Raw genomic sequence first — 23594 nt, forward strand, 5'->3', positions numbered from 1 at the left:
AGGATGGGCCCAGTTGAGCCTGAAACAAGATCGCAAAATTCGAACCAGGGACCCGCTGGTCCATCTGTCGAAGGCACAGCTACTTCGGCGCCGGCGCTGCCTTGGCGGCTTCCACCGCCTGCCGGGCCCGGGTCCGTTCCGCGTCGCTGGGGGTGCCCCAGACGGCCCGGCTGGGCTTCTGCTTCAACAGTTGCAGCAATTCCTCCGCGGAATCCAGGGAACGCCGCAGCGCCTTGAGGCTGGCCTCCAGCTCCGGCTGGTCCTCGGCCCGGAACCGGGCCAGCAGCGTATCCGACTGTTGCAGCACCGACGCCAGGCTCACGAGGATCCGATCCAAGTCCGGCGCGCGCGTTTCGAGGAGGGTCCGGGTCACCGCCAGGCTCTTCTCCAGGTCGACCAGGGCCTTGTCGGCCTCTCCCATGCTTCGGTCCGCATGGGCGGCCAGTCCACGACCCTCCCGGGCCAGGGCCTGGAACTCGCGCAGGGTGGCGTCCATCGATCGCAGGGCCCGGGCCACGGAAGGATGCTCCAGCAGGTCGCCCAGACCCTTCGTCTGGATGCGATCGCGCACCGCGTCCAGGGAGGCGTTCAGGTTGGCCAGGAGACGGTCCGCCCGCTCCAGTACGCCCCCCAGGGAGACCCCCTCCTCGCCCGGGAGCTGGTCGCCCGCGGCCAGGGGCACCGTGCGGGTGTCAGATGGCGGCAGCCGCAGGTCCAGCATCACGCTGCCCACACCCTTGGGGGCCACCACGGCCCGGGTGCCGCGCCACAGCTGGATGTCCGAACGCACGGCCAGGGTGGCCAGGAAATGGTAGTCCGTGCCCTCGCGCCGCATGTCCACCCGTTCCACGGATCCCACGCGATAGCCCTTCAGCTGGACATCCGTGCCGGGCGCCACCCCCTCCATCTGGTCCAGGCGCACCACCAGCGGATAGGTCTTCTCGGTCACGACCGCGGCGTTCTTGTAGGCCAGGAGACCCCCGAAGAAACCCAGCGCCAGGAGGACGAAGAGGCCCAGGCGGGCGTCCTGCTTCTCGAAGTTCATGACGGCTCCGAAGGCGAGTGGGGCGCGTGGAGGTCCAGCGTCTGGAACTCCGGCCCCGGAGGCAGGTCCCTCCCCTCCATGGCCAGGAGGAGGGTGCGGCCGGAATCCAGCGCCCAGCCCGAGATGAGGCCGAGGGCCAGGTCGCGGTCGGTGGCGTCCAGTCCCTCCAGGGGCCCGTCCAGGAGGATCAGCTCCGGGTCCAGGGCCAGCACCCGGGCCAGGTTGGCATGCTTCCGTGCCGCCGCGCTCACCGCATGGGGGCGGAGGTCCGCCACGGACTCCAGCCCGAGTCGCGCCAGGGCCTCCCCAACCCTGCGGGCGACCTCCGCCCTGGGGAGCCCCAGGAACCTCAGCGGGAGGGCCACGTTGTCCACCAGGCTGAGGTTGGACAGGAGCCCGCCGGCAGGGAAGGCGAACCCCATGCGCACCCTTCCCGCCAGCCCGAGGGCGCCCTCTCCCGGCCAGACGGGGATGCCCGCGATCTTCACCTCGCCGGCCCTGGGACGCTCCGTGCCGGCGAGCACCTTCAGCAGGTGGCCCCTTCCCGTGCCCACGGCGCCCGCCAGCAGGAGGTTCCGACCCCGCGGAAGGTCCAGATCCATCCCCTCCACCAGAGGCCGGCCATCGGGGAGATCGTAGGCGAGGCCGCGGACCTGGAGCATCAGAAGTAGAAGCATGCGGCCAGAAGGCCGTCGATGACGAACACCGCCACCAGGGCGGAGACCACCGTCCTCGTGACGGCTTGGGGGACCTCGGTCTGGCTGCGCTGGACGCGGAGGCCGAAGTGGCATGCGTGGAAGGTGATGGCGCCCGAGAAGAAGAAGACCTTCAGCAGGGTGGCCGTGAAATCCAGATTCGACAGCGCCTGTCGCACTGAGCCCATGAAGAAGCCCCAGGTGATGCCGTATTTCAAGCGCGCCACCAGGAAGCCACCGCCCAGGGCCGCCGCATCGAAGCACACCACCAGTGCGAAGACGGCCACGAGCACGCCCGCCCAGCGGGGCAGGAGCAGGTAGCGGTAGGGGTCCACCCCGTGGGCCGCGAGCGCATCGACCTCTCCGTTGAGCTGCATGGTTCCCAGCTCCGCCGCGATGGCCGTGGCGCTCCGGCCGATGACCAGCACAGCGGTCAGCAGCGGGCCCAGCTCCCTCAGGATGATGAGCACCATGAGGGTGCCGATGTAGTTCTCCGCGCCCAGGCCGGAGAGCTGGCTGAACGCCTGGATGAGCGTCACCGCGCCCAGCAGCAGGGCCGTGCCCACCACGAGCGCCCCGGCGTCGAGGCCCGTGAAGCGGATCTGGAGCTTCGTCTGCCCGCCCACCACCGCCAGCTGGCCGGATCGGAGCGCCAGCCCGGAACGCAGGGTCCGCCACACCAGGTGTGCCTGGTCGCCCAGGAACTCCAGGAAGCCGCGCACTGGCGCGCCAATCCGCGCTAGGAAAGCCATCATTCACCCGAGGGATGGTTCCAAGGCTAGCAGAAAACCGTTCAGGGCTGAGCCGCGCCACCCCGGCTGAGGCGCGGCCTCCCCGCCTCCAGGCTGAGGGTCGCCTGGTAGCCGAGGTAGAGGTGGGTCTCCCGGTCGCCCGACAGGTTCCGGCCCGCGCTGATCAGGACGTGGTCCCGCTCCGACAGGTTGAGGATGGCCCCGATGTTGAATCCGGAGGAGGCCACCCCATCCTGCGTGGCCGCCGAGCGCTGGAACAGTTCTCCGCCCAGGGTGATCCGCGCCGACAGATCCCGCTGGAGGAGCCACCCGAGGTAGTGCCAGTTGCGCTGGCCTTCCCCTGGATTCCGCCACCAGCCGTACCCGCCGTAGCTGGTCCAGGGGCCCCAGCTCTTCTGGAGCCACAGCGGGAGGTACACCTGGGTGTGCCCTGCGCCGAGGCCCCGTTCCGCGGCCCCCGTCGGAACCTCCACCAGCGGGAAGACGCCCACCTGCGGAAGGACCTCGGTTTCGCGCAGAAGGCGGATCTTGAGCCCGACCTCCGTATCGCCGTAGCCCCGCGTCACGGGCTCACCCGCGGGCTTGGCGTAGGCGAGGGGCGCCACGAGGTGGAACTGCGTTTCCGGCAGGATGCCGGCGTTGAACTCCACCAGAGGCAGGCTGCCCGACGCGCCACCGGGCGCCCGGAGTCCCATCCAGCTCAGGTAGAGCTCCATGTGGTGGTGCTCCACCGGCTCCGGATCATCCGTGAAGAAGGGCGGCCCCGCCTTCAGGCAGGTCCCCAGGAGCCCGGCCACAACCAGCGCCCGCCACCGTCCGGCCCGCGAAAGGAGGGTTCCAGCCTGCCCCATGCCACGGCCCCTACCGGCTCTCCACGAACCCGTCGGCGTAGTCGATCACCGTCACGGTGCGATAGTCCCTGTGGGGCGCGGAGCCGGCGCCGGCCTGGTGGAGATCCGGATTGAAGAGGTTCTTCCGGTGGCCGCGGCTGGCCACCCCATCGTCGATCAGCAGCTGGATCACCACCTGCCGGGCCTCGTCCTCGCCGGCGCTGATGTTCTCCGCGATGAGCCCCTGCCACCGCCCCAGCCGGTTCAGGCGGTCTCTGAGGCGGCTGCCATCCGAACCGGTGTGCTCGATGCTGCCCTTCGGCCCGATGTCCTGGGCGTGCAGGCGGGCCGCCCGCGCCAGCCCCTCATTGAAGCGCAGGGGACCCACCGGCCGCGCGGACTCGAGGAAGGCGATGGCCTCGTCCAGGGCCGCCACGCCCTCCTCCGTGCGCAGGGGCACGCGGCCTGGGCGGCTCCAGAGGGTGCCGTCGAAATACGGCCGCAGCTCCCGGAGGTACTTCGCGTAGGCCTTCGGCCGCACGCGCGCGTCGCTCATCTCCTGGACCACCGCACGTTCGAAGGACGCGGCCTTCGCCGGTTCACCGGACACCCCGTGGATGGGAAACAGCAGCGCGGCAAGGGACAGGGTGGCGATCCTCATGGGCATCTCCCGACGGACCCTCAAGGATAGGCGCTCTTAGCGCGCCGGTTCATCGGCTCCGGTGGCAAGCAGTTGGGTCGAGGCGCTCCGCACCCAGGGCAGCCAGGGATGGATCCGGCAGGCCAGGCAGAACCCGAAGAAGGCCTCAAGGCCCGCACAGGTTCCCAGGATGAACGCCAAGGCGAGGCCGGGGGACCGGAGGCCGGTCACGAATGCCAGGCCGATGCCGAGAGAGAACAGGAATCCCACCGAGGCCGCGAAGCGCTTGGGGCCCGCGTTGATTCTCCGCTCGGGAAGACCCGTCCGGCGGCGGAGGAAACCTGCCGCGCGGGCCACCGGGCTGAAGGCCGGGCGGCCCGCGGCGCGGAGGAGGAAATCCGCGGCCAGGCCCAGGACCGCCCAGCCCCAGCCCTGCCAGGCGGACACCCCGAGGAGGCCCAGCGACAGGAAGGCGGCAATCCGCCCGGCCGATTCATCGGTCAGATCCGGGGCGATGGGGCAGCTCGGCCCCGGACGGAAGGCCTTCTGGCTCATCGGGGCTCCCTCAGATCGCCGGCCCATCGATCTCGGCGAAGAGCGGATGCGTCAGGTAGCGCTCGCCGGTATCGCAGAGCACGGCCACCACGGTCTTGCCTTCGCCCAGCTCCTTGGCCACTTCCAGGGCCGCGAAGACGATGGCGCCCGTGCTGATGCCCGTGAGCAGGCCCTCTTCGCGGGCCAGGCGGCGGGCGATGGTGATGGCGTCGTCGTAGCCGACGGGACGGACGCGCTGGAAGGCCTTCTTGTTGAGAATGCCCGGCACGAAGTTCGGCCCCAGGCCCTGGAGCTTGTGCGGACCGGCCTTCCCTTCGCTCAGCAGGGGCGACGTCTCGGGCTCCACGGCCACCACGAGGGTGCCGGGCTTCTTCTCGGCCAGCACCTCGCCCACGCCGGTGACGGTGCCGCCGGTGCCCACGCCCGCCACAAAGGCGTCCAGCTCCGGCACCTGCTCGAGGATCTCCAGGGCCGTGGTGCGGCGGTGGACGGCGGGGTTGGCGGGGTTCTCGAACTGGCGCACCAGGAAGTAGGACGGATCGCCATCCGCCAGCTCCTGGGCCTTGTCCACCGCGGCCTTCATGCCGCCCGAACCGGGCGTCAGCAGCAACTCCGCGCCATAGGCCTTCAGCAGCGATCGACGCTCCTGCGTCATGGTGTCCGGCATCACCAGCGTGATCTTGTAGCCCTTGGCCGCCGCCACGAAAGCGAGGCCGATGCCGGTGTTGCCGCTGGTGGCCTCCAGCAGCGTCATGCCGGGCTTCAGCGCGCCGCGGGCCTCCGCGTCCTGGATCATGCTCAGGGCGATGCGGTCCTTCACGCTGCCTCCGGGGTTGGCGCTCTCCAGCTTCACGTAGACCTTGGCCGAGCCCTTGGGCACAAGGCGGTTCAAGCGCACGACGGGCGTGTAGCCCACCAGCTCATAGGCGTGCTCGACGCGGTTGGGGCGTTCAGTGGGGCGGGCCATGGCTTCCTCCAAGCTTCGGACGCTGCCGAGTCCTGGAGTATGAAGAAGAAAAATAGATTGTCAAGTTTGTCAATTTATTTTGTTATATATTAAGCTATCCAGGCTGGAGGGGGGGTCACCATGCGGGGATCGGCCAAGGGGCGCTACGGACTGCAGTTCATGGTGGAACTGGCTCTGCACGCCGGACACGGCCCCGTCCAGGTGGAGGCCGTGGCCCAGCGCCAGGCCCTGCCCCCCAAGTTCCTCCGGGTGCTCCTGGGTCCCCTCAAGGCCTCAGGACTGGTGAAGGTGCAGCGGGGCCCCAATGGCGGTTGCGAGCTGGCCCGACACCCCAGCCACATCACGGCCCTGGAGGTGCTGGAAGCCCTCGAAGGCCGCCTCGGCCCGGCCAGCCTCCCCCTCGACGCGACTCCGGGCGCCCGGGCTGTCCGCGAGCTCTGGACCCGCAGCACCGAGGCTGCCCGCACGGTTCTCCGCGGTACCACCCTCGCCGACCTCGCCTTCAAGCAACAGGCCATTGAAGTGGACAGCCAGGGGTACTCCATCTGACCGGCTCGGAATCCGCCCCCGCGGATTCCGAGCCGGCAGGGGACGCTCAGGGTTCGAAGTCCACCACCATCCCTTCGGTGGCGGGCTGGCCCTTCTCCTTCACCTCGCCGCCGCGGTAGATCGCCCAGCCAGGCAGGCCGCGGGGCACGGTCTTCGTCATGGCCCACTGCTGCACGCGGCTGTTGGCCAGCACGAAGACCATCATGCGCTTGGGGTTCCAGGGGTTGGGGAAGGCGGCCAGCAGACCGTCGTCGGGGCGGCCGTAGGTGCGCCCCTGCCACGTGAACCAGCCAGGGCCGGCTTCGAAGGGCAGCTTGCCCTCGGCCTGGAGGCGGGCCACCACGCCGTTGTCGGCGGGACCGCCGAAGAGCACCAGGTCGCTGGCGGCCAGGTCGCCATCGCCTACTTCGGCATCAGGCTTCAGGGGCAGCAGCACCTCGGTCATGTTGTCCGCCAGTGTCTCGCGGTAGTTCAGCGCCAGCGTGCGCTGGGCCTCGACTTCGCGGGCGGTGCCGAAGACCAGCAGCGCGCGGCTCCAATCGTCCAGGAGATTCCCCGGCACCCAGACATTGGCGCGGGGCATGGGAAGGTCGTTTCCCGCATTGAGGACGAGCCTCGTGGGCTTCGACTCGCTGCGGAGCGTGAAGGCCGCTTTCGCGCCGTTCACCTCCAGCCGCTCCAGCTTCGCCCCCGTGTCCGTCTCCACACTGGCGAAGGCCACGAAGGGGTAGGCGAAGCCGGGCTGTTCCACCTCGACCCTCACCTCGTAGGCGCCACCCGCCTTCTCGACGTGGGCCCGGACCTTGGGCGCGGGCAGGTCCGCCCGCTCCAGCCAGGGCTTCAGGATCGGCGCCACATCCTTTCCGGCGCCCTCCGAGAGGGCCTTCAGGAGCTCGGCGGTGGTGACCGCCTTGCCGGCGAAGCGGCCGTGGACCGACTGCATGGCCTTGGCGAAGGCCGCGTTGCCCAGGTGCAGCCGGAGCTGATGCAAGGCGAAGACGCCCCGGATGCGGGGGATCTGATAGGCCCCATAGCGGTCGTACTCCGTGACCGTCGCCAGCGGGGCCTTGGCCCCTTCCGTGGCGCCCAGCCAAAGGTGGCGGGTGGCAAGATCCGCCAGGGCCGCGGACTGCACCTCGAAGCCCTTGGCGGGGCTGGAGGGCTGATGCTTCAGCTGCTGCCAGTAGGCCGCGGACCCGCTGATGAACCAGTTGTCCGCGTCCGAGGCCGGGCGGGCGGTACCTGTCCAAAGCCCCTTCGCATCGAAGACGAAGGCCTCCTTCACGCCGCCCACCTCAGGTGCTGGCGCGACCTTCGCAGGCTTCTCCTGACTCCTGGCCGCCCGGGCAGCCTGGAGCTTGGCCGTCACCCAGATGGGACTGAAGGCCGTGTAGCCATAGGTGAGGTGCGGCGTGGCGCCGGGCAGATCGGCGATCCACCGGCCCCCCACCATCTTCTCCCGCTGGGTGGTCTTGCCCTGGTGGGCGATGAAGACGAGCTTCTCGGCCATTTCCGAGGTGGTCAGCTTGGCGTCGCAGGCGTGGGGGCGGTTGATGGGGCTGCTGGCCATGAGGCGCGTGGAGGCGTCGATGTCGAAGCCACCCTTGCCATAGGTCCTGAAGGCCTCCTGGAAGGCAATGTCGCGGTTCCAGGTGTTGAAGGCCAGGTCTGCGGGGGCGTTCTCGGGGTTGGCCACGTACTCGCCACGCACGTCCAGGTCCCGGTTGTTGTTGTTGGCCCAGATGAAATCCCGGTGGTTGCCGGGCGTGTCCGCGGCCTTCCCCTTCGTCCCCGTCCGCCACAGGCGGGTCTTCGCGGTGCCCAGCAGGAAGCAGGCGCCTTCGTCGGTCTTGGCGTCCGCCATGGTCCAGTCGTTGGTGTAGAGGCCATTGTTCTGCTTGAAGAGGATCTCCGCGGCCTCGTCGATGCCGCCGGCATACTGGGCGGCCTTGCGGATGCGATTGCTCTGGGGCGTGCCGTCGGGGTTGAAGGGTGTCTGTCCCACGGTGGTCTCGCCCATCACGAGCCCCGCGGCGTTGAGGTACCAGTCCGTGCCGCTGTGGATGCCGCCGGCGAAGGTCTGCATCACAAAGCGGTGGCCCTTCTCAGGGACGACATCCAGCATCACGTTCCACTCGGTGCCCGTGTAGCCGTTCCACATGAACATCTGGGTGAAGATGAAGCGGCCGCTCCTGGTGGCGCCCTTGGTGGCCACGAAGGAGGAGCAGTGGTCGCCCTCGCCGCCCTTGGCCATCTCGTCCTCGCCGGTCATGAAGGTGCGTCCGGTGAGGGGGTTCGCAGCGCGGGCCAGGCCCTCCTGGAGGGAGCTCATGTCCACGGCGCTGTTCAGGGTCACGATGTCCAGCAGGTCCACGGGGCGCCCCTTGAACGCCGCACCCGCCTTCGCCGCGCCGTCCGCGATGCCCTTCATCTCCTCCAGGAACTCCACGTCGTACTTGCGGAAGAAGAGGGCATCGGCCATCTGCCGCTGGTCGGCCCAGCCGCGGGCGGGATCCGCCGCATTCTTCAGCACGCCCAGCTTCGTCATGTAGCGCACGATCTCGTCGGCCATGAGCTCGCCGTGCTGGCGGCCCCGGGCGTAGGGTGCGCCCTCGATGTGCAGGAAGGTCCAGCCGCCCATCTCGTAGCGGAAGCCCTTCCCGGCCCAGCGCACGGTCTGCATGGGAATGAACTGGGTGACGTCCTCCACCTTCTCCAGCTTGACGGCGCTGAAGGTGACGGCGCCGGTGGCCTTCCCGTTGCGGCCCAGGTGCAGCTGCACGCGGTCCGCCGGGGCCGTGGCCAGGAACAGCACGGAGACCTTGCGTTCGGAGGTGCCGGCCACGCTCTGGGAAGCGTTGGTGAAGGGGAAGCTCTCCATGGAGAGGCAGGCGCCCAGGGCCGTGGGGTAGCGAGCCAGCGCGTCGGCCTTCACGCCTTCCGTGCGGAGGGTGGCGCTGAGCCGGTACAGTTCGCCTACCTTCAGCGTCACGGGAGCCGAGGCCAGCGTGGCTTCCGCCCCGGCCGCCGGAGCAATGAGGCGCAGGCCCTGGACCTGGGCCGTGGAACCGGGTTTCAGCGTGAAGCCGGACACGGGGATCTCGGCGGCCATAGGCAGCACCGACAGGGCCATCAGCAGCCCGGCGCGAAGCAGTCGGATCATGGGGGGAGCCTCCACCCTCCAGCATGCCAAAATGCGGCGCCAAATTGCCTCGCTTTTTGAGGCAGCCCCTTTATCGGTTCCACCCACTTGGACAAAACAGGAACGCGAAGAGCGCGAAGGGCTTTTTCGGGGTCTTAGCGTTCCCCTTATTGACGGATCAGACTGCCCGCCGAAGGGGTGAGTTCGTCACACCCGCTACGCTGGAGCCATGACGCTTCGGAAATGGACCTTCATCGTGGACCTTGAGGATGCGGAGCTGCGCCTGGACCAGCTCATCGCGAAACGGACGGAGCTGTCCCGCCGGGCGGCCCGCGAAGCTCTGAAGCTGGGCGGCGTGCAGGTGGACCGCAAGCGCGTGAAGGTGGCGGGCAAGCTGGTGAAGCCGGGGCTTGAGATCCGCGTGGCCTACGATCCCGACCTGCCGCCGGTGCCGACGACGGCCATCCCCATCGTGTTCGAGGACGCATGGCTCCTGGCCGTGGACAAGCCGGCGGGCCTCGCCACCCAGGGCACCTGGGCCACGGACCGCCACGACCTGCTCGCCCTGCTGAAGACCCAGCGTCCGGACCTGAAGCTGTTCCTGCACCACCGCCTGGACCAGGGCACTTCGGGCCTGCTGGTGCTGGCGAAGGACGCCAAGGCGAACCCGGGCCTCGCCGCCGCCTTCGCGGACCGGAACCTGGAGAAGCTCTACCTGGCACGGGTCTCCGAACCCCTGGAAGCCTGCACGGTGGAGGCCCCCATTGGCCGCCTGCGGGGCGCTGATCCCGGCCGCTTCGGCTGCGAGGGCGACCTCATGGATCCGAAATCAGCGCGCACGGACTTCCGCCCTGCCACCGCCGAGGAGATGGCAGGCCTCGTCCCGGGGCATTACATCGTGGCCCGCATCCACACGGGCCGCACCCACCAGATCCGCGTCCACCTGGCCCACCTGGGCCGCCCCATCCTGGGTGACGCCCTCTACGGCGGCGCGCCCTCGGACCGCCTCTGGCTCCACGCCTGGCGGCTGGGCCTGAAGCATCCTGTGACCGGAGCGGACCTCCGGCTGGAAGCGCCACCTCTCCGGTTCAAGGCCTGACCCGAGCGCTGGCCCCAACCTATCTCCTGGTCCAGAATGGGCCCACGGAGCCTCGACGGGCCCTGCACGGAAGGCACGCATGAACCTCCCCGCCCAAGCACCTGTCCGGGTGGCAGTCCTCATCCCCTGTTTCAATGAAGAGACCGCCATCGCCCGCGTGGTGGCGGATTTCCGCGCCGTCCTGCCCGGCGCGGCCATCCACGTCTACGACAACAACTCGACGGATCGCACGGTGGAGGCGGCCCGGGCGGCGGGCGCCCTGGTGGGCTTCGAGACTGCCCAGGGCAAGGGCCACGTGGTGCGCCGCATGTTCGCGGACATCGACGCGGACGTGTACGTGATGGTGGACGGCGACGCCACCTACGGCGCCGCCAGCGCCCCCGCCCTGGTGGACCTCCTCCTGCGCCGCCAGCTCGACATGGTGGTGGGCTGCCGGGTCGAGACGGGGACCGAGGCCTACCGCCGGGGCCACCGGTTCGGGAACCACCTGCTGACCTCCGCCGTGCGCCTGCTGTTCGGCCAGCGCTTCACGGACATCCTCTCGGGCTACCGGGCCTTCTCGCGGCGCTTCGTGAAGAGCTTCCCCGCTCTGTCGAGGGGCTTCGAGACCGAGACGGAACTCACGGTCCACGCGCTGGAACTGTCCATGCCCGTAGCCGAGCTGGCCACGCCCTACGGGGCCCGCCCCGAAGGCTCGGCGAGCAAGCTGCGGACCTACGCCGACGGATTCCGGATTCTCCGCCTCATCGCCTCGCTCTACCGGAACGAGAAGCCGCTCCAGTTCTTCTCCGTGCTCTCGACCCTCCTGGCCCTGGCCGCCATCGGCCTGTCGGTCCCGATCTTCGTGACCTACTTCCGCACAGGCCTCGTGCCTCGGTTCCCCACGGCGATCCTCACCACCGGGATGATGGTCATCTCGGCCCTGGGCTTCACCTGCGGCCTCATCCTCGACACGGTCACCCGGGGCCGCAAGGAGCTGAAGCGCATGGCCTACCTGGCCATCCCGCCGGTGGAAGCCGGTCCGGCGGATCCGGAGGGCCACCGATGACCCTGCTCCACCCGCGTGAAGGATGGGCGTCCCGGCTGAGGGCCTGGGCTGCCCCGGGAGGCCTCCTCCTCTATGCCCTGCTCCTGTTCGGGGGCACCGCCTGGCTCCAGCGGGGTCTCTTCGAGCGGGACGGCTACTTCCACGCCCGCTTCGCGGCGCTGATGCCCACCCAGGGCCTGTCGCGGGCCTTCCCGTGGACCCAGCTGAGCACCTGGCGGGAGCACTTCTGCGACAAGGAGTTCCTCTACCACCTGGCCATGGCCCCCTTCGCGCGGATCGGCGGCGACCCGATCCTGGGGGCGCGGATCTTCGGCGTGCTGCTCTCCGTGGCGGTCCTGGCCGCGCTCTATGCGGTGCTCCGGGCCCACCGCGTCCGCTTCCCCGCCTTCTTCGCGGCCCTGACGCTGGCCACGGGCGGCCTCTTCATCGCCCGCCTGGGCATGATCCGCTCCCACGTGCTCAGCATGCTGCTGCTGGTCCTGGGCCTGCACTTCCTGCTGCGGAAGCGCTGGAAGGCCCTCCTCGTCCTGGGCTTCGTCTATGCCTGGGCCTACACCGTCCCCTTCGTGCTGCTCATGACGGCGATCCCCTTCGTGCTGGGGGCGTGGCTCGGCCGCGAACGGCCGGACCTCCGGCTGCCCCTGGCGGCGGGCGCCGGCTCCGTGCTGGGGCTGGCGATCCATCCCTACACGCCCCTCACGCTGGAGACCTTCCTCACCTACATCCAAGTCTTCCGCCTGGGCCTGCAGGGGTCGGCAGCCTCCGGCTTCGAGCTGGGGAACGAGCTCTATCCCTACTCTTGGCCGGTCTTCTGGGACATCTACCCCCTCCTGCTGATGCTGGCCTTCGCGCTGCCCCTGGTCCTCCTCCTCACGCGGAAACGGCTCGCCCCGGGCACCCTCGGCCTGGGCGCGGCCGCCCTCTTCTGGTTTGGCCTGACCATCGCCACCCCCCGGTTCGCCGAATACTCGGCCCTGCTCATACCCGCGGCCTGGGCGCTGGTGGTCCGCGACCTGTGGCCCCTCCTGGAGGCGTCGGCCTGGTGGACCGCCCGGCGCCCCATCCGCCTGGCGGCGGGCGCGCTGGCCCTGATCGCCCTCGCAGGGTTCCACGCGAGATCCCTGACGTTCTACCGGGTCTACCAGATCCAGGCGTCGCCTCCCCGCTTCTTCACCGGCGCCTGCGCCTGGATGGCCCGGAACCTGGCCCCGGGCGAGACGGTCATCAACCTCTACTGGGACGACTTCCCCGAGCTGTTTTACGACGGGTACCGGCAGAGGTTCCTCTGGGGCCTGGATCCCACCTATTCCCTGCGCGACGACGCGGACCGGGCGAGGCTCCTCGAGCGCCTGCGGCGGCACCAGATCCGCCTGGACGCCGAGCAGATGAAGACCCAGTTCCACGCGCGGTATCTGGTCCTCCGCGCCGCCCGGGCGGCCGGCTACCCCGAGCTCCGGCAAGCCCCCTTCCGGGTGGCCTACGAGGACCCCACCGCCCTGGTGGTCGCCCTGGATTGAGGGGGCGAGCGGGTATCCTCGCCTTATGAGACTTCCGATCCTCTTCAATCCCGCCTCGGGCACGACCCCGAAGGATCCGGACGCCCTGCTGCGGCCACTCCCGAAAAACCTGCGGGACCGCGTGGAGGTCCTCCCCTTCGGGCCGCCCTGGGACTTCGAACCCGCCATCGACCAGGCCCGGCGGGCGGAAGGGCCCCTGCTCGTGTGGGGTGGGGACGGCACCATCCACCACGCAGCCCGGGCCCTGTTCGAGCGGGGCTGCCCCGTGCCCCTCGGGGCCATCCCCGGCGGCAGCGGGAACGGGCTGGTGCGGGGCCTGAGGACCCCGCTGGAGCCCGCCGGCGCCCTGCGGCGGCTGCTCGAAGGCCGGGAAGTGCGCATGGACCTCCCCTGCCTGGATGGCGCCCCTTTCGTGAATGTCTGCGGCACCGGCTTCGAAGCCGCCGTGGCACACCGCTTCGCGGGCCTCCCGGGCCGCGGCTTCGCCGCCTACGCCCGGGCCACCCTGGAGCTCTGGCGCACCTGGAAGCCGACCACCCTGGCCTGGGAGGCCGAAGAGGCGCCCATGCCCCCCTCGGACGGCCGGATCGAGCGCATCCGCGCCGCCTTCCACCCCGGCGCATCGAAGCTGCCGGAAGCCGCCTGGAGCCTCTGCTTCGCCAACCTCCCCACCTACGGCAGCGGCCTGTGGATCGCCCCGTACGCCGACCCCACGGACGGCTGCCTCCAGTGGGCCACCCTGGCCCGGCCCACCTGGCTCACCCTGTTCACCGAAGCGCCCAGGCTCTTCCAGGAGGGCGGGCACACGGCCCTCCGCCACGAGGGGCGGATCCGCCGCGCCACCCTGCGCCTGGAGCGCCCCCTGCCCTGGCACCTGGACGGCGAACCTGTCGCAGAGCGCGACCGCGCCGAGCTCACTGTGGAGCCCCGGGCCTTCCGGATGTGGGTGACGGGAGGCTGCCCCTGGCAGTAGGCGTAGCCCAGCGCAGAAACGGCCCCGAACGGGGCCGTTTCTGCGCTGGTGAAAAAGGTGAGTCAATGCGGAAAGACCGCGGGCCCGGTGAGGCTCGGTCCGCGGAACTCGGCGCTGACACTGGGGCTGGCGCCCCAGAGGCCGGCCACCATCTTCACCCCGCTCAGATCCACCGTGGCGGGGTCCCAGTTCCGGCGGACGACCAGGGTGTAGGGGTCCCGGGCGTCTGACCACCAGGCGGGATCATCCACGATGACGTAAACGGCCGTGGCCTCCTTGTGGGGGTTCTTGTAGGTCACGAGGATGGGCTGGGGCGCATAGGCGGCCTGCATCATGCCGGGCCCGGGCTGGCCCCACTTGTCCACCAGCATGAGCCGGAACCAGGCCAGCTTGGTGTGCTGGACCTCGACCTGGACGGTCCCCCCCGCGGGGACGGAGACGCCGTAGGCGCGCCACCCGGCGGGAACCTGGACATAGTCCGAGAGGGACTCCACGGTGCCGCCCAGGGGTGTCACGGGGATGTAGCCTCGGCGGGAGAGCCACTGGATCTCCGCCATGATGTCGCGCCGCTGCCAGTAGCGGACCGAGGGCATGGCGGAGCAGCGATTCCAGGCCGGGGGCACCACCACCTGGGTGCCCGGGTACAGGCTGATGCGGGTGGCCCGGGGGGCGAGATCCGCCGGACGGGGATCGACCCGGGGCGTGCGGATCCCCGGGTGGCGCTCCGTTCGATCCATCCGATCGGCCGCCACGGGCCCGGCCAGGTTTCGGGGACTGTCAGACCGTGAGGCGTCGGGAGCGGGCCGGTCGGCCGTGGGACGCATGGGCTGTGGCGTTGCGCGACGGCCCCGCTCCTGCTGTGGCGAAGCACCACAGACGGGAGCCATGGCGAGAAGACAGGAAAAGAGCGCGGTGGCGCGGAGTTGCGTATCGAGCTTCCTCATCACACACCCCCATGGTTCCGGTAGGAACCCCATCAGGATGCCAGAGCCATGCCAGGAGCTGGGGTATCCTGACACCTGCTTAAACATGGGGGCCTCCAGGTGTTCGGCAAGATCCAGCACATCCATTTCGTGGGCATCGGCGGCATCGGGATGTCCGGCATCGCGGAAGTGCTCGCCAACCTGGGCTACCGGGTGTCGGGCTCGGACCTGCGGGAGACGGCCGTGACCCAGCGCCTGCGGGGCCTGGGCATCGAGGTGCACCTGGGCCACCGGGGTGAGGCCATCGAAGGCGCCCAGGTGGTGGTGATCTCGTCGGCCGTGAAGGGTGACAATCCGGAAGTGGTGGCGGCCCACGCCGCCAAGGTGCCCGTGATCCCACGGGGCGAGATGCTGGCGGAGCTGATGCGCATGAAGTACGGCATCGCCATGGCCGGCTCCCACGGGAAGACCACCACCACCAGCATGGTGGCCCAGGTGCTGAGCCACGGCGGCCTCGACCCCACCATCGTCATCGGCGGCAAGCTGGGCACCATTGGCAGCAACGCCAAGCTGGGAAAGGGCGACATCCTGGTGGCCGAAGCCGACGAGAGCGACGGCAGCTTCCTCATGCTGAACCCCACCCTGGCCGCGATCACCAACATCGACCGTGAGCACCTCGACCACTACAAGGACCTCGAGGAGATCCAGGACGCGTTCGTGGTGTTCGCGAACAAGGTGCCCTTCTACGGCTCCGTATTCCTCTGCATGGACGACCCCCACGCCGCCGCCGTGCGCCCGCGCCTGAAGCGGCAAGTGCGGACCTACGGCACCCACCCCCAGGTGGACATCCGCGCCCAGGAGATCCGGCAGGAGGGCTTCCGCACCCACTTCAAGGTCCGCGCCTACGGCGAGGATCTGGGCGCTTTCAGCCTGGGCGTGCCGGGCCACCACATGGTGCTGAACGCCCTGGCCGCCATCGGCGTGGCCCTGGAGCTCGAGGTGGACCGCGAGATCATCCGCACCAGCCTGGCCAGCTTCACGGGCGCCGACCGGCGCTTCCAGGTCAAGGGCGAGAAGGACGGCGTGCTGGTGGTGGACGACTATGGCCACCACCCGACGGAGATCGCCGCCACCCTTGCCGCGGCCCGGGCCGGCTTCCCCGAGCGTCGCATCGTGGCCGCCTTCCAACCCCATCGCTACAGCCGCACCAAGGCGCTGCTGGAAGAGTTCAGCACGGCGTTCTTCGAGGCGGATTCCGTGGTGGTCACCGACATCTACCCCGCCGGCGAGCCCCCCATCCAGGGCGTGGACAGCGCCGCCGTGGTGGAGGCCCTGCGCGCCCACGGCCAGAAGGACGTCCACCTCGCCGGGCGGATCGACGATCTGCCCGAAGTCCTCAAGCGCCTGACCCGCAGCGGAGATCTCCTCATCACCTTCGGCGCGGGCTCCATCACACAGGCCGGGCCGGCCTTCCTGGGCCTGGCCTGAGGCGCGCATGAGGCGGCGCTCCCTCCTCCTGCCTGCCCTTCTCGCCCCGGCCTGCGCCGCGATCAGCCTCATGGCCGGCCTTCCACCCGGCCTGCTGCCGGCCGGGGACCGCCGTCCCGACGTGCCCCGGCCGGATCTGGGCACCCGCTATACCTCCCACCACGACCTGCTGGCCTACGTCCGGGCCCTGGCCGCGACGGCGCCGGACCGCGTGAAGCTCCTCACCCTGAACGTCACGGAGGAGGGGCGGGAACAGCCCTTCCTGGTCATCAGCTCGCCGGAGAACCTGAAGCGCCTGGATGAGCTGCAGGCCCTCAACGCGAAGCTCGCGGACCCCCGGACCTGCGGGGAGGACGAGGCCCGCCGCATCGCGGAGTCCAACCCCGCCTTCGTGTGGCTGGGCTACTCGGTCCATGGGTCCGAGGCTTCGGGTTCTGAGGCCGCCCTGGCGGTCGCCTACCACTTCGCCTCGGCCCGCAGCCCCGAGGTGGTGAAGCAGCTTGAACGCGTGGTGCTGCTCATGGACCTCACGCAGAACCCGGACGGGCTGGCCCGGCACCGGCAGGCCGTGGCGGAAGCCTCGACCCCCTTCAACACCAACGACCCCATGGACGCCCAGAACACCGGACGCTGGCCCGGGGGACGCTTCAACCACCGGCTCTTCGACCTGAACCGCGACTGGGCCTGGCAGACCCAGGGCGAATCCCGGGCCAAGGCCGCGGCCTTCCTGCGCTGGAACCCCCAGGTGCTGGCGGATCACCACGAGATGTGGCCGGAGGCCACCTACTACTTCCCGCCCACCATGCAGCCCATCCACGAAGCGCTCCCCGCGGCCTTCTCCGGCCGCTGGCAGGCGGCCTTCGGGAAGGGCGTGGCCCGGGCCTTCGACGCCCATGGCTGGGCCTACTTCAGCCGGGACGTGTTCGACCTCTTCTACCCCGGTTACGGGGATTCCTGGCCCACCTTCCAGGGCGCCGTGGGCATGACCTTCGAAGTGGCGGGCCAGGGCGGGCCCGCCTACAAGCGGCAGGATGGCGAGATCCTCACCCTCGAGGGGCGCATCCAGCGCCACGTGGCCTCCAGCCTGGCCACCGTGGCCACCGCCGCCAGCGAGCGCCAGGCCCTCCTCTGGGACTACCAGCGGGCCCACCGCGAGCGCGTGGCCCTGGGCGACCGCGCCGGGGCCTTCCTCCTGGCGGAGGGGGACGATCCGGGCCGGACGAGGGCCCTCGTGGACCTGCTGGGGCGGAACGGCATCGAGGTGCTGCGCACCACCGCCGATCTCGGGGCCAATCCAGCCGCTGGCGGCCTGGAGCCCATCGGCCTCGCCAAGGCCCACGGCCTGCCCGCGGGCAGCTACCTGGTGCCCCTGGACCAGCCTCGGGGCGATCTGGCCCAGGCCCTGCTGGAGGGCGAGGCCCACATGGGCCCCAAGCCCACGTACGACCTCACGGCCTGGAGCCTGCCCCTGGCCTTCCATGTGCCCGCCTGGCGGGCGAAGGCCCGCCCCAGGGTCGCCACGGCGCCCCTCACGGTGGCCGGGGAGGGAGCGCTCCCCGAAGCGGCCTGGGGTTACCTCATCCCCGCGGGCCACGAGGGGGTCGAACGCACCGTGGCGGCCCTCCTCCAGGAAGGCTTCAAGGCCACGGTCCTGGCCGAACCGGCCACCTACCGGAACCAGCGGTTCGGAGCGGGCACCATCATCCTGCCCCGGCGCACCAACCTGGAATCCCTGGCCGGGCGGCTGCAGGCCCTCGCCCGGGAGAACCACCACCCGGTGGTGGCCATGGACACCGCCCAGATGGACTCGGGCCCAGATCTGGGCTCCAACCGGACCCTGGTCCTGCGGACCCCCCGCATCGCCATCCTCATGGACCGACCCGCCAACCCCATGGCCTTCGGCGCCCTCGCCCACACCCTCACCGAGGCCGGCCTGCCCTTCGTGCAGCTTCGGGCCGACCGGTTCGGAGCCGTCCCCCTGGGCCGGTTCACCCACGTCCTCGTCGTGGACGATGGCGCCCAGGGCAAAGCGTGGCAGCAGGCCCTCGGCGAGGGCGGCGCGGCCAAGCTGAAGGCCTGGATCACCGAGGGCGGCAGCCTCCTGGCCTTCCAGGGCGGCGCGGCCTACGCCTCCCGGGCCGGTCTCACCCCCACGGGCTACCACCTGCTCGCCAAGGCCGCCGAGGAGGCCCGGCTCAAGGAGAAGGATCCCAAGCGCGAGGCGCCCAAGGCCGATCCCGCGGACCTGGTGCGCCCCTGGGACAAGCGCGAGGAGCGGGCCCTGGAGGAGAGCATCCCGGGCGCCTTCCTGAAGGTCCAGGTGGACGGCGGCCATCCCCTGGCCTGGGGCCTCCACGCCGAGGGCGGCGCGGCGGTGCTCGACACCAGCGACCCCATCCTCGAGCTGAGCCAGGGGGGCGAAAACCCCGTCCACTACGGCAAGGAGGAGCTGAAGGTGTCCGGCCTGGTGCCGAGGGCCATGGAAGCCAAGCTCCAGCAGACCGCCTACGCCTTTCGCGAGAAGCTGGGCCTGGGCGCGGTGATCCTGGTGGCGGGCGATCCGGTCTTCCGCGGCCAGGAGCCCTTTACGCGGCGCCTGCTGTTCAACGCCATCTTCTTCGGGGCCTACCGGCCTGCTCCCGAATGAATCCCGGAATGAGGGACGCCCGATGACCAACTCCAGCGGCCGCCGCTTCACCCTCGCCATCACCGGCGCTTCCGGCTCGGCCTTCGGCGTGGCCGTGCTGCGGCGCCTCTCCGCCAGCCCCGCCGTGGCGCAGATCGCGCTGCTGCTGTCGCCCACGGGGAAGCGCTGCCTGCTGGACGAGACCGGCCTCACACCCAAGGACCTGGCGGCCCTGCCGAAAGTCGGCCTGCGGGACGAGCGCGACCTGGGCGCGGACATCTCCTCGGGCTCCCACCGCCACGACGGCATGGCCATCGTGCCCTGCAGCGCCGGCGCCCTGGGCCGCATCGCCGCCGGCGTGAGCGAATCCCTCGTGAGCCGCGCCGCGGACGTGTGCCTGAAGGAGCGCCGCCCGCTGGTGCTCTGCCTGCGGGAAACCCCCCTGAACCGCATCCACCTGGAGAACATGCTTCGCGTCCACGACGCGGGCGCCATCGTGATGCCCCTCATGCCCAGCTTCTACACCGCCCCCAAGGGCCTCGACGACCTCTACGACACCTTCGCCACCCGGGTGCTGGACCAGCTGGGACTGGCGGAGGCGGACCCCCGCCGGTGGAAGGAATGAGCTCCCTCGAGGTGGTCGTCGTCGGGTGCGCGGGCCTCGACACCAACGTGTACCTTCCGCCGGAAGGCATCGACTGGACCGTGGAGGGGAACTTCACGGAGAACCTGGACTGCGTGGGCCAGGCCGGGGGCTACGCCAGCCTGGGCTACGCGGCCCTAGGGCGGCGCGTGGCCTTCATCGGCCATGTGGGCGAGGACGCCGCTGGCGGGGCCGTCCGAGCGCGGCTCGCCGGTGCGGGCGTCGACCTGCGCGGCCTGGGTCTGGACCCTGCGGGAACCGCCCGGAGTGTGAACCTGATGTATCCCGATGGGCGGCGGAAGAACTTCTACGACGGGAAGGGGCACCCCGCCCTCGATCTGGACCTGCCGCGCTGCCGCGCGGTGATGGCCGGCGCCCGGCTGGCGCACGTCAACATCCCGGACTGGGCGCGCCGCCTGCTGCCGGTGGCGAAGGGGCTGGGCCTCACCGTGGCCTGTGACCTCCAGGATGTCATCGACCCGGCGGATTCCTATCGGCGCGACTTCATCGAGCAGGCGGACATCCTGTTCTTCTCCGCCGCCAATCACGGCGATCCCAGCCCTCTCATCCAGGCCTTCCTGGAGGGGCACCCCGGCCGCATCGTGGTGTCGGGCATGGGCGCGCAGGGCTGCGCCCTGGGCACCCGCGCCGGCATCACCTTCTTCCCGCCCGTGGCCGACGAACGCCCTGTGGTGGACACCAACGGCGCCGGCGACGCCCTCGCCGTCGGGTTCCTCACCAGTTACGTGCTGGAAGGACGATCGTTGGAGGCGTCCATCCGGCGGGGCCAGATCGCCGCCCGCCACGCCTGCACTCTGCGGGGAACCTCGTCCGGCCTCATCACGGCCCCGGAACTGGACGTCCGGTCCCGCTGAGGCCCGGAATCAGCCCGCGCTCTCCATCAGCGCGGCCTCGGCGCGCTGAGCCCGGCGGGTGCTCCAGAAGGCCCAGAGCGCGCCCAGGGCGCCGGTGGCGGCCCCCACGAAGGCGAGCAGCGCCATGCTGCCGGCGGAGAAGAAGCCCAGGCGGGCCAGATCCACCAGGAGCGGCGAGAGGCCGCCCAGGCCCCGGGAGACGGGCAGCCACAGTCCGAACAGGCCCAGCAGGGCCAGGAGGCTGCCCCCGAGACCCAGCGCCGCGCCTTCCAGCACCAGGGGCGTGCGGATGAAGCTCTCGGAGGCGCCCACCAGGCGCATGATGCTGATCTCCTCCTCCCGGGCCAGGATGCTCATGCGGATGACGTTCCCCGTGGCGAAGCCCGCGGCCACCAGGAGGAGCGCGCCCAGGCTGGCCAGGGCCGAGCGCAGCATCCGGGCCATGCGCTGGAGCTGCTCCAGCCGTTCCTGGTCCGCCAGCACATCGCCCACGCCGGGAAGATTCCGGAGGCTCGCGGCCACCTCCACCGCCTTGGCGCCTTCGGCGAGGTCCTGGCGGAGGCTCAGCTCCAGGCTCTCCGGCAAAGCATCCTGGCCAGCGCTCTCCAGCAGCAGGCCCGCTTCGCGCGTGGCCGACTGGAAGCGCTTGCGGTTCTCCGCGGCGGTCACCCGGCGCACCTCCCGGAAGCGGGGATCCCGGCGGAGCCGCGCTTCGGCCTCATCGAGAGTCTTGCCATCGGCGGCGTAGACCACCACCTTGGCCATGTCCTCCAGGCGCCCCACGAAGCGGTCGAGGCTCTCCACCAGGAGCAGGCCGCCGCCCGCCAGGAGGAGGCCCGAGGCCAGGGTGAGCACGGCGAGGAAATACTGGCCCCGGTGCCGGAAGAGGTCTCGCAGCACGTCCTGGAGCAGCAGTCCCAGGAGGCGGAGGGCGGTCACGAGGCGTTCCCGTCCACCGCCACTCCCTTGAAGAGGGCGGTGGTGGGCGAGGCGGTGATGGTCCTGGCCGCGGTGCCGCCCATGGGCGACTTCCACAAGTCGATGGTGGCGAAGGCCGTGGCGCCGTTTCCGCGCAGGCCCACGAGCCAGTCCTTGGTGCCGGCGTGGGCGAGGACCCGGAGGTTGGGCTGGTCCGTGGCGCTTCCCAGGGTCGCGGTCGGGGCCTGATCATAGGCCTGGCCGAACATCCCGGTCGTGAACACCAGGATCGGCGCCGTGGAAGCGCCGGCATCGGTGTTGTGGCGGGCCACGAAGAGGTAGCCGTTGCCCGAGTCCAGCGCGAGGGCGCCGTACTGGCCGAGGAGCGTCGAGGGACCGATGATCGTGTTGGCGCTGACGAAACCCGAGGCGGTTCCTTTCCGGAGGCGGGGGCCCGTGTAGGTCGTCACGGTTCCCACGGTGTCGCCCGAGAGCATGAAGGCGTAGACCGAACCTGAGGCGGAGGCGACCCCGGTCCCGCCGGTGTCTCCGCTGACCATCAGCGCCTGGAGCGTGATCGTGGCGCTCTGGGGCTGGGTGCTGGCGTTGCTGACGACCCAGATCTGGGTGCCGCTGGTGCCGTTCTCGGTGATGTAGAGGGTGTCGGTCTGCGGGTCCAGGCTGGCCTGCCCGAACGTCGAGCTGGAGAGCCGGCCCGTGCTGGACAGGCTGAAGGAGACCACGTCGGAGCTGGCCACGTCGCCGCTCTGCGTCCGGATGTTGCTCACGCGCACGATGGTGCCGGTGTCCGAGACCATGTAGAGGTAGCCGTTCTGCCGGTCGAAGCAGAGCCCGCCCCAGGCCAGGCTGCCGATCTTGGTGCTGAACACCGAGGAGGTGATCGTCTTGCTGGGGGCCACCGAGGTGGCGGTGCTGTCGTACAGGGCGCTCAGGTCGCTCCAGACGAACACCGAGCTCGTGGTGCTGTCGTAGGCGTACAGGGCCACGCCCGCGGTCCCGCCGGAACTGCCATCGGGTTCCTTGCACCCCATGGCCACCAGCGAGAGCACTGCCGCAAGACCTGCGAGAAGACGTCGGATCATAGAAACCGCCTACGTGGTGGCGAGGGGCGCCTTGAGATGGATGCCCACGGCGCGCGCGATGTTCCCGGTGCCGGACACCGGTGCGGGTAGAGGTCGGATCATGGGAGACCGCCTACTTGGTGGCGAAGAGCGCCTTGAGGTGGGTGTTCAGGGTGCGCACCATGTCCGCATCGCAGCCCGCATCCACGGCTCCGCGGCTGATGGCCAGGGCGAGGTTCTTCACCGCCTCCGGGCCGTCGCCGGAGATGATCTGCTGGGTGGCCTTGGCCTGGTAGCGGTGCACCATCTCGTGCTGGGCTTCGGGAAGCACCATCTTGGCCGCCTGGGCGATGCGCTGCGTGAAGTTCATCAGCTTCACCATGCGCTGGGGGTCGTCCGCCGGCGCGGGCTTGGCCGGGGCGGGAGCCGGCATTCCGGCGATCCCTCCGCCCACGGTCTCCGGGAGCGGCTCGGCGTTCTCCGGGAACCCGGCGGCGATGGGGGCGGCCTGGGGAAGGGACGGCCCCCCCGCATCCACTTCCCGGATGTCCGGAAGGGCCTGCGGTGATCCGGCTTGGGGTCCAGGCTGGGGTGCGGCGGGGGCATCGATCTTGGGGGGTTTGCCGGACCGGATGCCCTTCAGCGTGACGTGACCGGCCATCACCAGCCCATAGAGATCCTTGGCGATGGTGAGCACGGGCTTCTGCATGGCCTCGGCCACCTCGGCGACGCTGTAGTACCCGGTGGCGAGCGCCAGGACCCGGGCCTCCCGGGCGTTCACGCCGTGCGGTGTCTCCCCAGGAAGCAGGGTGGAGGCGGGGTAGAGGTCCACCGAAGGGACCTTCTGGCTGATGACGCGCCATTCGTCCATGCGCCGGCCCAACTCCATGAGAATGGAGGCGTTGGGTTTGGTGATGGTGGCCGGGACGTCGGGCACCAGTTCCTCGAACCGGTAAGTGCCGTCGAGCCACAGGGCCACTTCCATGAGAGCCTCGAACCCTTCCCCGGCGTGGGTCACGGCGTGGATGATCCGCCCATCCCTGAGATAGATGCGGGCGCGGGAGGCCTCCTGCTGCACGTGGAAGCACCCCGATTTCCCGCCCTGACTCACGAGCTGGATGATGTCGGGCAGCGGCGCCTCACGCATGGAGCCTTGGATCACACCCTGGGACATGGGTCGTTCCTCTCGGGAAAATGAAGGCCTACAGAAGATGGTCAACCTTACCA

At 70.2% G+C, this 23594-nt stretch carries 21 protein-coding genes; 9 read left to right on the forward strand and 12 right to left on the reverse strand.

Going from position 1 to position 23594, the window contains the following annotated elements; genetic code table 11:
* Positions 1-79: 79 nt before the first annotated feature.
* The 7 genes from MLE42_RS10810 to cysK are packed head-to-tail and all read right to left on the reverse strand — an operon-like array spanning position 80 to position 5484.
* Positions 80-1045 carry an MlaD family protein gene (locus MLE42_RS10810; RefSeq protein WP_243287899.1) on the reverse strand — a complete coding sequence of 322 codons (966 nt, stop codon included), beginning with the start codon at positions 1043-1045 and terminating at the stop codon, positions 80-82.
* Complete coding sequence (locus tag MLE42_RS10815; protein ID WP_243287900.1) at positions 1042-1722, reverse strand: ATP-binding cassette domain-containing protein; 681 nt, start codon at positions 1720-1722, stop codon at positions 1042-1044. Before MLE42_RS10815 ends, MLE42_RS10810 begins: the two co-directional genes overlap by 4 nt.
* Positions 1707-2492, reverse strand: a complete 786-nt coding sequence (locus tag MLE42_RS10820; RefSeq protein ID WP_243287901.1) for an MlaE family ABC transporter permease — start codon at positions 2490-2492, stop codon at positions 1707-1709. The genes MLE42_RS10815 and MLE42_RS10820 overlap by 16 nt, the downstream gene beginning before the upstream one ends.
* Before the next feature lie 41 nt (positions 2493-2533).
* Positions 2534-3343: a transporter family protein gene (locus tag MLE42_RS10825; RefSeq protein WP_243287902.1), complete on the reverse strand. Its 810-nt coding sequence runs from the start codon at positions 3341-3343 to the stop codon at positions 2534-2536.
* 10 nt (positions 3344-3353) lie between these two features.
* Entirely contained in the window at positions 3354-3983 is a 630-nt protein-coding gene (locus tag MLE42_RS10830; RefSeq protein WP_243287903.1) for a CAP domain-containing protein, read from the reverse strand.
* 36 nt (positions 3984-4019) lie between these two features.
* Positions 4020-4517 (reverse strand): DUF4395 domain-containing protein, encoded by a 498-nt coding sequence (locus tag MLE42_RS10835; RefSeq protein WP_243287904.1) that lies wholly within the window; start codon positions 4515-4517, stop codon positions 4020-4022.
* Positions 4518-4527: 10 nt separating this feature from the next.
* On the reverse strand, positions 4528-5484 hold the full coding sequence (gene cysK / locus MLE42_RS10840) for a cysteine synthase A (protein WP_243287905.1): 957 nt from the start codon (positions 5482-5484) through the stop codon (positions 4528-4530).
* Positions 5485-5604: 120 nt separating this feature from the next.
* Between cysK and MLE42_RS10845 the strand changes: the two genes are divergently transcribed.
* A complete protein-coding gene (locus MLE42_RS10845) occupies positions 5605-6033 on the forward strand; it encodes an RrF2 family transcriptional regulator (protein WP_243287906.1) in 429 nt (142 codons plus the stop codon).
* Positions 6034-6079: 46 nt separating this feature from the next.
* On the opposite strand, the gene MLE42_RS10850 is transcribed toward MLE42_RS10845, so the two are convergent.
* Entirely contained in the window at positions 6080-9196 is a 3117-nt protein-coding gene (locus MLE42_RS10850; protein WP_243287907.1) for a C45 family autoproteolytic acyltransferase/hydrolase, read from the reverse strand.
* Positions 9197-9404: 208 nt separating this feature from the next.
* Here MLE42_RS10850 and MLE42_RS10855 point away from each other — a divergent pair, with 208 nt between their 5' ends.
* The 4 genes from MLE42_RS10855 to MLE42_RS10870 all read left to right on the forward strand — a co-directional run bounded on the left by MLE42_RS10855 (position 9405) and on the right by MLE42_RS10870 (position 13812).
* Entirely contained in the window at positions 9405-10274 is an 870-nt protein-coding gene (locus tag MLE42_RS10855) for an RluA family pseudouridine synthase (RefSeq protein WP_243287908.1), read from the forward strand.
* 79 nt (positions 10275-10353) lie between these two features.
* Complete coding sequence (locus MLE42_RS10860) at positions 10354-11322, forward strand: glycosyltransferase (RefSeq protein WP_243287909.1); 969 nt, start codon at positions 10354-10356, stop codon at positions 11320-11322.
* On the forward strand, positions 11319-12839 hold the full coding sequence (locus MLE42_RS10865; RefSeq protein WP_243287910.1) for a hypothetical protein: 1521 nt from the start codon (positions 11319-11321) through the stop codon (positions 12837-12839). Before MLE42_RS10860 ends, MLE42_RS10865 begins: the two co-directional genes overlap by 4 nt.
* A gap of 25 nt (positions 12840-12864) precedes the next feature.
* Entirely contained in the window at positions 12865-13812 is a 948-nt protein-coding gene (locus MLE42_RS10870; RefSeq protein WP_243287911.1) for a diacylglycerol/lipid kinase family protein, read from the forward strand.
* A gap of 62 nt (positions 13813-13874) precedes the next feature.
* Here MLE42_RS10870 and MLE42_RS10875 read toward each other — a convergent pair whose 3' ends face one another.
* Positions 13875-14549, reverse strand: coding sequence for a hypothetical protein (locus MLE42_RS10875; RefSeq protein WP_243287912.1), 675 nt, complete (start codon positions 14547-14549; stop codon positions 13875-13877).
* A 306-nt stretch (positions 14550-14855) separates the two neighbouring features.
* Between MLE42_RS10875 and murC the strand changes: the two genes are divergently transcribed.
* From murC to MLE42_RS10895, 4 genes are read left to right on the forward strand one after another with little or no spacing between them, the layout of a single operon-like run.
* Positions 14856-16223, forward strand: a complete 1368-nt coding sequence (gene murC, locus MLE42_RS10880; RefSeq protein ID WP_243287913.1) for a UDP-N-acetylmuramate--L-alanine ligase — start codon at positions 14856-14858, stop codon at positions 16221-16223.
* A 7-nt stretch (positions 16224-16230) separates the two neighbouring features.
* Positions 16231-18870, forward strand: a complete 2640-nt coding sequence (locus tag MLE42_RS10885) for a M14 family zinc carboxypeptidase (RefSeq protein WP_243287914.1) — start codon at positions 16231-16233, stop codon at positions 18868-18870.
* A gap of 22 nt (positions 18871-18892) precedes the next feature.
* Complete coding sequence (locus MLE42_RS10890) at positions 18893-19474, forward strand: UbiX family flavin prenyltransferase (protein ID WP_243287915.1); 582 nt, start codon at positions 18893-18895, stop codon at positions 19472-19474.
* Positions 19471-20367, forward strand: a complete 897-nt coding sequence (locus MLE42_RS10895) for a carbohydrate kinase family protein (protein ID WP_243287916.1) — start codon at positions 19471-19473, stop codon at positions 20365-20367. Before MLE42_RS10890 ends, MLE42_RS10895 begins: the two co-directional genes overlap by 4 nt.
* Before the next feature lie 9 nt (positions 20368-20376).
* Here the strand turns inward: MLE42_RS10895 and MLE42_RS10900 are convergent, their stop codons facing one another.
* From MLE42_RS10900 to MLE42_RS10920, 3 genes are all read right to left on the reverse strand, one after another.
* Positions 20377-21306, reverse strand: coding sequence for a cell division protein FtsX (locus tag MLE42_RS10900; RefSeq protein WP_338029968.1), 930 nt, complete (start codon positions 21304-21306; stop codon positions 20377-20379).
* Entirely contained in the window at positions 21303-22388 is a 1086-nt protein-coding gene (locus MLE42_RS10915) for a hypothetical protein (RefSeq protein ID WP_243287917.1), read from the reverse strand. The genes MLE42_RS10900 and MLE42_RS10915 overlap by 4 nt, the downstream gene beginning before the upstream one ends.
* A 112-nt stretch (positions 22389-22500) precedes the next feature.
* Complete coding sequence (locus MLE42_RS10920) at positions 22501-23541, reverse strand: DUF4388 domain-containing protein (RefSeq protein WP_243287918.1); 1041 nt, start codon at positions 23539-23541, stop codon at positions 22501-22503.
* Positions 23542-23594 lie beyond the last annotated feature (53 nt).

Origin of the sequence: Geothrix terrae (assembly GCF_022808775.1) — a bacterium.
Taxonomy (GTDB): domain Bacteria; phylum Acidobacteriota; class Holophagae; order Holophagales; family Holophagaceae; genus Geothrix; species Geothrix terrae.